Raw genomic sequence first — 10,714 nt, 5'->3', positions numbered from 1 at the left:
AATGATTTACTCCCACACGCACCATGAAATAATGATGAAAAAGTTAGAAAATAGAAGATAAAAATTATATCTTTGCCGCGTTGTTCACTTTGAATTTTGGCTAACGGACTTCACGAAGTTCAGAGGAATGGCGCAAAAATGCTAAAAATAGAAGTCCCCTACAGATTAATACAGAAAAAACTCATGAAAAGAATTCAAAACATATTGCTGCTTGTACTGCTTGCCTTGAATGGATATTCATTTGGACAGGAAAAATCGGGGTGGGAAAATGATTATTTGATTGGCAAAGTCAAGACTTTTGAGGAATATGATTACAATTTTGACATTAGCGATTCTATCAATCACGACGATTTCATGAGTCGCTTTTATCAGTGTGGATTTGATGTGGACAAGATGCTCCGTTTTGCAGATAGCATTATGACGGAATCAGACACGAAGTATTCCACTAGTAAAGAATATGATTCGTTAGGATATTATACAAAACTTCACGATATGTACTTGGCAAATAAATATGATGATTCAGGCAGGATTTTATGGAGAATTATCTTAGAAAATAATTTGCCCAAAGATACCGTTTTTTTCAAATATGATGAAGCGGGACGACTTATAAAAAGAAAGTATCAGAACCGAATGCGTGAATGGGAATTCGATTTGGAAGGACATTTGGTGAAAGAGTTATACAAAGATGTCGAAATGGATTCTGTTCTCATTCATAAGAAATACGAATACGATAAAAATGGCATTTTGCACAGGTCTGAAAGTTTTGGCAACAGAGAATATTTGGGATGTAGCAAAGGATACTATGAATACGATTCAAGAGGAAATGTCGTTTTTGAACGCGAATATGGATGGGGACTTTATGTGCCTCTTATGGAAAAGAAAACGAAATATAAGTACGATAGGAATGATAGCATCATAAAACAAACATGCCTAAAGGTAAAATGGGCAGATGAACCCATAGTGAAAGATACCATTTGGCAGGTGACGGACTCGGATGGGCAAGTCGTTTCTCAGTCTGGTTACACATGGACTTTTCAAAAAACAAAAAGAAAATCAAAGTCTGTGAAGACTATCTCTCGTAATGCAAAAGGAATTATGACCGAAGAGATTCTTATGACTTTTGAAAAGGGTGAAAGGAATCCGGGTTCCATAACAAAAAAGCGTTATGATGAATTGGGTAGAATGATTGAAGAGGAACACATAGGTGATTCATACCCACCTCCATATAAAAAGATTTGCAGATATTATAAAGATACTGACAATTGGTCGTATTTTGCAGGATTTATTGGTGAAAATTTTGAATTTGACCACGAAAGCCGGTTTTTCTTCGACAAAAGAGGCAATTGCATCGCTCATATTCAATGGATGCCGGATTCACCAAGTAGAGAATACTATTTCATGGTGTATAAGATTGGTTATTATGAATAATGAAACTTTGATTGAAATTATTCATTATGTCCCGAAACAATCATCCATCATATTCAAAAAATTCCTAAATTTGCCGAATTAATAATTTAATGCTATGGGATTCTTCTATAGACAACAACCAAGGAAATTCAACTACATTCCAAGATATTATGATCCCGCAAAAGAAGAATGGGAAAAGAAAAAGGCCGAAAAAGGTCTGGATGCAAACTTGAGCCACGAGGAGCAGCTGCGTATGCAGATGCGCTCAAAATGGGGCAATAGGGATGAAGAAGAAACACCGGCCGAACGCCGCAACCGCCTCATCCGTCGTATCGTCCTCGGCGCGGTCATCGTTTTCATTTTCTATTTTGTGTTCTGTACGCCAGTCTTGACGAACATCGTCAGCGGCCTGATGGGAAAGTGATAATATGTTGGACATCATTAAGTTACTTCCCGATAGTGTAGCCAACCAGATTGCGGCAGGCGAAGTGATTCAGCGTCCGGCATCGGCTGTCAAAGAGCTGATGGAGAACGCCTTGGACGCTGGCGCAACGCAAATCGACTTGATTGTGAAAGATGCTGGCAAATCGCTGATTATGGTCATCGACAACGGCTGTGGCATGTCGGAGACCGATGCGCGATTGTGTTTCGAGCGTCATGCGACCTCGAAAATCAGCAAGGCTGAGGATTTGTTTTCCATCCGCACCATGGGCTTCCGTGGCGAGGCTTTGGCAAGCATCGCGGCCATCGCACAAGTGGAATTGAAGACACGTCGCAAGGAAGATGAAGTCGGCACGAAAATCATCAACGAAGGTTCAATCATCAAGGAACAGACCTTGATTCCGATGTCGGTTGGCACGACTTTCACCATTAAGAACCTGTTTTTCAATGTTCCGGCAAGACGTAACTTCTTGAAATCCACGGCGGCGGAAATGCGCCATATCGTCGAAGAGTTTACCCGCGTGACCTTGATGAATCCTCAAGTCGCCTTCACGCTCAACAGCGACGGCAAGGAAATCTACCATCTTTATGCTGGCAACCTGAAACAACGCATCATGGGCTTGTTTGGCAATAATTATGAGGAAAAGCTGTTGCCTGTCAATCAGGAGACCGAGCGTGTGCGCATCAACGGCTATATCGTCAAGGCGGAATTTGCCCGCAAGACGCGCGGCGAGCAGTATTTCTTCGTCAACAACCGTTTCATCAAGCATCCTTATCTGCATCACGCCATCGAAAATGCCTATCTGGAAATGATTCCAAAGGACAGTTTTCCAGGCTATTTCCTCAATATCGAGGTTGACCCAGCCGACATCGACATCAACATTCATCCGACAAAAACGGAAGTCAACTTCTTGGATGTCAAGCTGGTGTATGCCATTTTGCATGCGGCGGTACGCAAAGCCATCGGGCAGCACAACCTTTCTCCGATGATTGATTTTGAAGAATCGCCCAATCCCAACATCGATTTCGGCGAGGTGGTTAAATCGGGACGTTCCATCGTGCAGCCAACCATTTCCATTGACGAAAACTATAATCCTTTCAATCAGCCTGTTAGCGGTAATTCGCGTCCATCGTTCCAAGGCAGTTCTTTCCATTCCGAAAGACCCAGCAATACGGGCGATTGGCGTTTGCTTTACGGCGACAGGGTAGACCAAACGGAAGAAAAAACACCGCAGGAAACCCAACCGAAGAGCCAGTATATGCAAGTGAATCAGTCGTATATACTGACTTCGGTGAAATCAGGCGTTTTGGTCATCGACCAGCATTTGGCGCACATGCGTATTCTGTTTGAGAAATTCCAGAAACAGTTGGAAAACAGCAGTGGCATTTCGCAACAGGAATTGTTTCCGCAACCCATTAGCCTGAACTTAAACGACGCTTCGTTGTTAAAGGAACTAATGCCCGATTTGGAAAACCTAGGATTCCGTTTGGAACAAGCCAATCCGACGACCTTCATGATCAACGGAACGCCAGCCGATTCGTCGGGGACGGATGCCGTGACGCTTTTGGAGAAAATATTAGAGAATTATAAGATAAACCGCACTGATTTACAATTGGATAGAAAACTGAATCTGGCAAAGACCATGGCAACGCAACTTTCCATGAAACCGCAAACACCATTGTCGGAAACCGAGATGCAGCACCTTGTGGATCAGTTGTTTGCCTGCAATGTGGCCGAAGTTGCGCACAATGGCAAAAAAACGTATTATATTCTTACAAACGATGAACTTATGTCGCGTTTCAATTAAAGGATAAAAAAGTTCAAAATTGTTCAAAAGTCTAACAGTCAAACCATTTAAAAGTCTAAATGTCAAATTGTCTAACAGTCTAATAGTCCACAAGTCGAATAGTCAAATAGTCAACAAACAAATACCCAACAGTTCAACAGCAAATGAGTCAACAATTTAGTCCAACGGGATTTTCCATTCTGCCAACAGTCGTTAAGAATCTGTTGATTATCAACGTACTGATGTTTTTGGCAACATTCACTTTTAATCGTTTCAACATTGATTTGAACAGCATTCTGGGACTGCATTTTTTCATGGCCTCCGATTTCAAGCCTTACCAAATCATCACTTACATGTTCATGCACGGCAACTTTGAACACCTGTTTTTCAACATGTTCGCCTTGTGGATGTTCGGTAACACACTCGAAAATATGTGGGGTTCGCAGCGATTCCTGCTTTTCTACATGATATGTGGCATTGGTGCCGGCTTGTGCCAGGAATTGGTGCAATACATTCAGTATGCCACTCAACTGGCTGAATACGATTATGTTAATCTTAGTGGAGTCAGAATGCCGATGGCGCAATACCTCAACTTGATGACCACAGTCGGTGCTTCGGGAGCCATTTACGGTTTGCTTCTGGCTTTCGGTATGATGTTTCCGAATGCCTTGATTTACCTTTATTTCTTTATTCCACTGAAAGCCAAGTGGTTTGTCATCGGCTATGCCATCATTGAATTGGTCAGTGGCTTCGTTGGCGGTGGCAATATCGCTCACTTTGCGCATTTGGGCGGCATGTTGTTCGGTCTGGTTTTGATTCTCCATTGGAAAAAGAAAGGAAACCTCTACTCATGAATCCGATGTTTGGCAATAGGGGATATGGCTACAACCGTCCGAATTTCGGCGATACGATGAAGGTGTTTTTTGCGCAGAAATCGGCGTTGAATTACTTGCTGATTGCCAATGTCGGCATTTGGATTATGGTGGCTATGGTCAACGTGGTGGCTTGGCTCTTCAAGTCGGAGAGTGTCAACATTTTAGTGCGTTTCATGGCATTGCCTTCAAGTCTGCAAGTCTTGGCTACAAAGCCTTGGACTGCAATTACATACATGTTCCTGCACGAGCGTTTCTGGCATTTGTTTTTCAACGTGTGGATGCTCTATTTCGGCGGCATGATTTTCGTGCGCTTCCTTTCCGATAAAAAACTGATTTGGACTTACGTTATCGGCGGATTGTTCGGAGCATTGTTTTTCGTGCTGGCCTACAACGTTTTCCCTGTCTTTGAGGATGTTAAGCAAAGTTCTTTCGTGATGGGCGCTTCGGCTTCAGTGTTGGCCATTTTAGTTGCAGCGGCATCCTATAAACCAGACTACGAACTGAATCTTTTGCTTTTTGGAAGATTGAAATTCAAATGGTTAGCCATAATTTTTGTCGTCATCGACCTGCTCAGCATCAGTGCTGAAAATCCAGGCGGACACATTGCACATTTGGGCGGTGCCTTGTATGGTTTCCTTTATGGTTTCCTGATGCGCAAGGATTTCGATTTTGGCAAGATTTTCCGTTTGCCGAAACGCAATGGAATGAAATATACTCGGTATAAAACCGTTAAAGATGAACCTAAACGTCCTGTTTCCGACGAGCAATACAATCAGCAACAAGCTGAAAAAGAACGTGATGTGGATGCCATTTTGGATAAGATTGCCAAAAACGGCTACACAAGTCTCACGCAGGACGAAAAGGAATTTTTGTTTAAGAACAGTCGATAGAAAATATCATGTATAACGATAAAAATACTGGCAGAAGGAGAGGCTTTTTCGGAAGCCTGATAGTCGCAGGCTTAGGCCTGTTGGCGCTCATCGGTTTGTTTGCCATGGCCTTGAGCGTGTTGAATCCATATATCGACCCACAGCATTTCGTGTGGACCTCGTTTTTCGGTTTGGCTTTTTGGGAGATTCTCATCTTCAATCTGCTGGTTTTCTTTGCATTGCTTATGATGCGTTCCCGTGTCGTTTGGATTACGGTGTTGGCACTTCTTGTCTCCATTCCGGGTTTCATGAAATCCTATTCTTTTGGCAAGAAAACCGCTGACATGGGCGATTTCCGTGTAATGACTTATAATGTACATAATTTCCGTCATGTCGATGAAAAGACATCGAGCGAAGATTTTGCTCAAGCCATAATAAATAAGGTCATGGAATTGAATCCCGATGTGCTGTGCTGTCAGGAATTTGCATCCTATCAGAAAGGTGTGACGCGTCCGAAATGCATTGAGCAGTTCGCAAAAACGGCTGGTTTCCAGCATGTTTATTACAATTTGAAAAGGAATTATGGCGGTAATGTCGTCTTCTCGAAATATCCGTTGCAGAAAGTCGATGAAGAGTCGGGATTTGGAAAGGAAAACACTTACGGCATCATGGTGAAAGTAGATGCAGGCGAGAAAGGAACGTTCTATGTCGCCGATGTGCATTTGCTCTCTTATATGATTACCGACGACGAAATTGATGTGCTGATGGAGTCGACAAAATCGCAGGAAAACCTTGAAGAGATTGGAAAATCGGTATTTCGCAAGCTGAAATTTGCCTTCGAGCGCCGCAGTGCCGAACTGAAAGAGGTCTTGGAAACCATGCCGCATGTCGATGGCCCGATTATCATGTGTGGCGATTTCAACGATGCACCGCTTTCGTTCACTTACCAGCAAATGCAAAATGCAGGTTTTTCGGATAGTTTCGTGAAAGTGGGACAAGGCATCAAGCCGACTTACGGTGGTCGCCTGCCTCTGTTGAGAATAGATTATATGTGGGTTAATGACGATGTTACGCCCGTGAAATACAAACGGTTGCGTTTCAAGGCTTCGGATCATTATCCTGTGATTTTGGATTTCGATGTTAAGTAGGACACTGGCCATTGGCAGTTGGCTACTGGCACGTTTAAACAATGAGAAAAACAAAATCTTTGATTTATTGATAATTGAGCCAGAAGCCAAGATCCAAATGTCAGAAGCAAAAAAATGAACAATTATAAAATACACAAAATATGACACTTATCAAATCAATTTCCGGTATTCGTGGAACGATAGGCGGACAGCCAGGCGACAACCTGACACCTATCGACATGGTGAAATTCACCGCAGCTTTCGTAAAGTTCATTCAACATGGTGGCGTGGAGCGTCCGAAAGTTGTTGTCGGTCGCGATGCCCGCATGTCGGGTTTCTTCGTCAATCAAATCGTGTGCGGCACCTTGCAAGCCATGAGCGCTGATGTCTTGGACATCGGTCTGAGCACCACACCAACTACGGAAATCGCCGTTACAGGCCTGAAAGCCGATGCTGGTATCATCCTCACGGCAAGCCACAATCCGGCACAATGGAATGCCCTTAAACTGTTGAATAACAAGGGTGAATTTATTTCTGCCGCCGAAGGTGCATGGCTTTTGGATGTTGCCGCCAAAGATGACTTCGATTTCGTGGAAATCGGAAAAATCGGCACTTATCAACAAGTTGACGGTTGGATGGACAAGCATGTTGAAATGGTTTGCCAGCTGCCTTTGGTCAACAAGGACGTGATTGCCAAGGCCAATTTCAAGGTCGCTGTCGATGCCGTCAATTCGACGGGTGGCATTGCCATTCCTAAGATGTTGCGTGCTTTGGGCGTGAAGGAAGTGCTTGAACTCAACTGTGAGCCGACCGGCAACTTCGCCCACACACCTGAACCTTTGGCACAGAACCTCACCGACATCTGCCGTTTTGTCAAGGAACAAGGCTGCGATTTCGGTGTCGTCGTCGACCCTGATGTCGACCGTCTTGTATTCGTCAAGGAGGATGGCGAATTGTTTGGCGAGGAATACACACTCGTTTCCGTCGCCGATTTCATTCTGAAACACACGCCTGGCACAACGGTCTCCAACCTTTCATCGACACGTGCTTTGCGCGATGTGACCCACAACCACGGCTGCGAATATTATGCAGCGGCAGTGGGCGAGGTGAATGTGGTTGAGAAGATGAAGGAAGTCGGTGCTGTCATCGGTGGCGAAGGCAATGGCGGTGTCATTTATCCTGAAATCCACTATGGCCGCGATGCCCTTGTCGGTACGGCACTGTTCCTCACGCAATTAGCCGAAAAGAAGGTGAAATGTTCCGAACTGAAAAAGACTTATCCTGTCTATGTGATGTCGAAGAATAAGATTCAGCTCACCCCGACAACTGATGTCGACGGCATCCTTGCCAAGTTCGCTGAGAAATACAAGAACGAGAAAGTCACCACCATCGATGGCGTGAAGATTGACTTCGAAGAAGGTTGGGTTCACCTCCGTAAATCGAACACCGAGCCTATCATCCGCATCTATTCCGAAGGCAAGACCGAAGCCGAGGCCGAGCGTTTCGCCAATATGATTCTGGAAGAGGCTAAGAAGATGGTGTGATTTTTTTGATACGTCTGTACCGAAGAAATCTTTCAAAATCAAATCAATAATTGATTAAAAATCATTGTTTGCGTGTTCAAATGGACGGGTAAATACAAGATTTAGAAAGCAATACTTACCGCAATGAAAAAAGTTCATTTTATCGCCATAGGCGGCAGTGCCATGCACAACCTTGCCATCGCCTTGCACCGCAAGGGTTATGAAGTGACTGGTTCGGACGACGAAATCTTTGAGCCGTCGAAATCGCGCCTCGCCAACGAGGGCATTCTGCCCGAAAAATGGGGCTGGTATCCCGAAAAACTCGACAATTCGTATGATGCCGTCATTCTGGGTATGCATGCCCGCATCGACAACCCAGAACTGGTTCGCGCTCAGGAACTTGGACTGAAAGTTTATTCTTATCCTGAATATCTCTACGAACAGAGCAAGGACAAGACGCGCATCGTCATCGGCGGCAGCCACGGCAAGACGACCATTACATCCATGATTCTGCATGTGCTGAAACAGGTCGGCATTGAGACCGATTTCATGGTGGGCGCTCAGATAGAAGGCTTCGATGTCATGGTGCGCCTGAGCGAAACGGCAAAATACATGGTGATGGAAGGCGACGAATATCTTACTTCGCCCATCGACCGTGTGCCGAAATTTCATCATTATCATCCTGATATTGCAGTCATCAGTGGCATTGGCTGGGATCATGTCAATGTTTTCCCGACTTTCGACTGCTATTTGGAACAGTTCCGCATTTTCGTGAAGACCATCGAACCTGGCGGCTGCCTGATTTACGACGGCACGGATGCCGAAGCTGAAAAGATAGCGCAAGGCGCAAAAGTCAAGACATACGGCTATGGCGTGCATCCTTTTGAAAACGAAGGTCTTAGAACGAGGCTAATTTTGCCTGACGGCAATAGGAGAGAGGTTGGGGTTTTTGGTAGCCACAACATGAAAAACATCAACGCGGCGCGTTTGGTCTGCCAGCAGTTGGGCGTTAGCGATGTTCAGTTCTTTGAGGCCATTGCATCGTTCAAGGGTGCTGCAAGACGTCTGGAATTATTGTTTGAAGGTAATGGCAATTACATTTTCCGCGATTTTGCTCATGCGCCTTCAAAGGTTAACGCATCGGTCAAGGCTTTGCGCGAGCAGTTTCCGAATCATCGTCTGCTTGCCGTGTTCGAATTGCACACTTATAGCAGCTTGAGCGAGGTTTTCATCGACCATTATCGCGATGCCTTGAACGCAGCCGACCAAGCCATTGTTTTCTACGATCCTCATGCCGTTGCCATCAAGAAACTGGAACTGATGCCCGATGAGAGAATCATTGCCGGCTTTGGCCGCAGTGATTTGAAAGTGGTTCACAACAAGGCCGAACTGATGGCTTTGCTTGCCGAATCGCCAAAGAAAAATATCATCAGCGCATTCATGAGTTCCGGCGATTTCAACGGACTGACTACAGATGATCTAAGGTCGTTGTATGCGTGACAATGGAAAACTTTTAGACTTTTATCATCTATTAAGATTTTGTATATTCATGACTCAGCTGAATATTCATCAAACATTCGTGAAGTTGATAGTGATTGGATTTGATGAAGTTCATTCATTGTCTATCACTTGAATCTTACATGAGTCATTTCAGATTTCTCATCGAATAGGTGTGTAAGTCAGATTTGATCAGTTGATAAGTACTTATTCAAAAATAAAGACCAATTAATACTAAACAGTTAGTGTCATCGTTATCGTAGTACAAATTGGGAAAGATATGAAAGACAGGACACGATTGGAATTAAGCGAAGCACAGCACAAGGAGTTAGAAAAGGGATACAGGAAGGGATCAAGCCACTGCTACAGGATGCGCTGTCTGGCGGTGCTTTTGAGAGCCGGCGGCATGACCTTGGAAGCGGTCGGCGGACGGACGGAGATGGGCCTGAAGGCGGTGAGCCGCTGGGTGGCCAGATACAAGGCGGAGGGCATCAAGGGGCTGGAGACCCGTCCCGGCAGAGGCCGCAAGCCGATAATGGACTGCTCGGACGAGGAGGCCGTCCGCCGTGCGATAGAGCAGGACAGGCAGAGTGTGAACAGGGCGCGTGAGGCGTGGCAGCGGGTCAGCGGCAAGGAGGCCAGCGAGTCGACGTTCAAGCGTGTTTTTATCGGCATTGGCGCAGGATACAAGCGTATAAGGAGACGCCTAAGGGGGAAGCCCTCGCCGCAGCTCTACGAGTACAAGGCCGGGAAGCTGCAAGAACTTGAAAAAGAAGCTGATGACGGGAAGACAGACCTCTACTACGCCGACGAGAGCCACGTCTGCACCGAAGGCTACGTCCCCTACGGATGGCAGTGTGTTTTCCTGATTTAGGTTGACTCGGTTTTACTGATTAATACTGATATAAATTGACTTTTTGTTGTTAATCCTGAAATGAGTTTACCATCCGAGCCTTATCCCTGTCAGTGGTTGACTGGAGGCCGTAGGCCGGAAGGAGACCACTGACAGGCTGCAAAGGTAAACCTTTTTCAGTGATGTCCGCCATGTTCCTGGATTTTATTGCCAGCAGCCTGCGGCTTGTCCATTTCATGTCCCTGTCGCCTGTCGTTTCCGAAGCCTGCGCGGGAGTCATCATCCCGATGCTCATGTGCGGACGGCGGTTGTTGTAGAAGTCCACTGCAACGGCC

The 10,714-nt window shown here is 45.3% G+C and carries 9 protein-coding genes and 1 pseudogene; 9 read left to right on the top strand and 1 reads right to left on the bottom strand.

Features of this window, described 5'->3' with window-relative positions; translation table 11 throughout:
• Positions 1-183 precede the first annotated feature (183 nt).
• From AC06MN_RS10990 to AC06MN_RS10950, 9 genes are all read left to right on the top strand, one after another.
• Positions 184-1,428: a hypothetical protein gene (locus AC06MN_RS10990; protein ID WP_475672425.1), complete on the top strand. Its 1,245-nt coding sequence runs from the start codon at positions 184-186 to the stop codon at positions 1,426-1,428.
• Positions 1,429-1,522: 94 nt separating this feature from the next.
• Complete coding sequence (locus AC06MN_RS10985; protein ID WP_475672424.1) at positions 1,523-1,831, top strand: hypothetical protein; 309 nt, start codon at positions 1,523-1,525, stop codon at positions 1,829-1,831.
• 4 nt (positions 1,832-1,835) lie between these two features.
• Entirely contained in the window at positions 1,836-3,656 is a 1,821-nt protein-coding gene (gene mutL / locus AC06MN_RS10980) for a DNA mismatch repair endonuclease MutL (RefSeq protein WP_475672423.1), read from the top strand.
• A gap of 143 nt (positions 3,657-3,799) precedes the next feature.
• Positions 3,800-4,489 carry a rhomboid family intramembrane serine protease gene (locus AC06MN_RS10975; protein WP_475672422.1) on the top strand — a complete coding sequence of 230 codons (690 nt, stop codon included), beginning with the start codon at positions 3,800-3,802 and terminating at the stop codon, positions 4,487-4,489.
• Positions 4,486-5,400 carry a rhomboid family intramembrane serine protease gene (locus tag AC06MN_RS10970; protein ID WP_475672421.1) on the top strand — a complete coding sequence of 305 codons (915 nt, stop codon included), beginning with the start codon at positions 4,486-4,488 and terminating at the stop codon, positions 5,398-5,400. Before AC06MN_RS10975 ends, AC06MN_RS10970 begins: the two co-directional genes overlap by 4 nt.
• An 8-nt stretch (positions 5,401-5,408) precedes the next feature.
• Positions 5,409-6,527, top strand: coding sequence for an endonuclease/exonuclease/phosphatase family protein (locus tag AC06MN_RS10965; RefSeq protein WP_475672420.1), 1,119 nt, complete (start codon positions 5,409-5,411; stop codon positions 6,525-6,527).
• A gap of 140 nt (positions 6,528-6,667) precedes the next feature.
• Positions 6,668-8,050, top strand: coding sequence for a phosphoglucosamine mutase (glmM, locus tag AC06MN_RS10960; RefSeq protein WP_475672419.1), 1,383 nt, complete (start codon positions 6,668-6,670; stop codon positions 8,048-8,050).
• 123 nt (positions 8,051-8,173) lie between these two features.
• Positions 8,174-9,529: a UDP-N-acetylmuramate--L-alanine ligase gene (locus tag AC06MN_RS10955; RefSeq protein WP_475672418.1), complete on the top strand. Its 1,356-nt coding sequence runs from the start codon at positions 8,174-8,176 to the stop codon at positions 9,527-9,529.
• Positions 9,530-9,806: 277 nt separating this feature from the next.
• Positions 9,807-10,400, top strand: a complete 594-nt coding sequence (locus tag AC06MN_RS10950) for a helix-turn-helix domain-containing protein (RefSeq protein WP_475672417.1) — start codon at positions 9,807-9,809, stop codon at positions 10,398-10,400.
• 49 nt (positions 10,401-10,449) lie between these two features.
• Here AC06MN_RS10950 and AC06MN_RS10945 read toward each other — a convergent pair.
• Positions 10,450-10,714, bottom strand: a pseudogene (locus tag AC06MN_RS10945) (hypothetical protein); the annotation flags it as partial.

Source organism: Candidatus Limimorpha sp. (genome assembly GCF_056203535.1).
Note: the sequence above shows the minus strand (reverse complement) of the source record. Positions and strands in the feature narration are given on the sequence as shown.

Excerpts from the sequence above, each read along its gene's own strand:
- AC06MN_RS10990 (WP_475672425.1), top strand. The coding sequence starts at position 184 with ATGAAAAGAATTCAAAACATATTGCTGCTTGTACTGCTTGCCTTGAAT.
- AC06MN_RS10985 (WP_475672424.1), top strand. The coding sequence starts at position 1,523 with ATGGGATTCTTCTATAGACAACAACCAAGGAAATTCAACTACATTCCA.
- mutL (WP_475672423.1), top strand. The coding sequence starts at position 1,836 with ATGTTGGACATCATTAAGTTACTTCCCGATAGTGTAGCCAACCAGATT.
- AC06MN_RS10975 (WP_475672422.1), top strand. The coding sequence starts at position 3,800 with ATGAGTCAACAATTTAGTCCAACGGGATTTTCCATTCTGCCAACAGTC.
- AC06MN_RS10970 (WP_475672421.1), top strand. The coding sequence starts at position 4,486 with ATGAATCCGATGTTTGGCAATAGGGGATATGGCTACAACCGTCCGAAT.
- AC06MN_RS10965 (WP_475672420.1), top strand. The coding sequence starts at position 5,409 with ATGTATAACGATAAAAATACTGGCAGAAGGAGAGGCTTTTTCGGAAGC.
- glmM (WP_475672419.1), top strand. The coding sequence starts at position 6,668 with ATGACACTTATCAAATCAATTTCCGGTATTCGTGGAACGATAGGCGGA.
- AC06MN_RS10955 (WP_475672418.1), top strand. The coding sequence starts at position 8,174 with ATGAAAAAAGTTCATTTTATCGCCATAGGCGGCAGTGCCATGCACAAC.
- AC06MN_RS10950 (WP_475672417.1), top strand. The coding sequence starts at position 9,807 with ATGAAAGACAGGACACGATTGGAATTAAGCGAAGCACAGCACAAGGAG.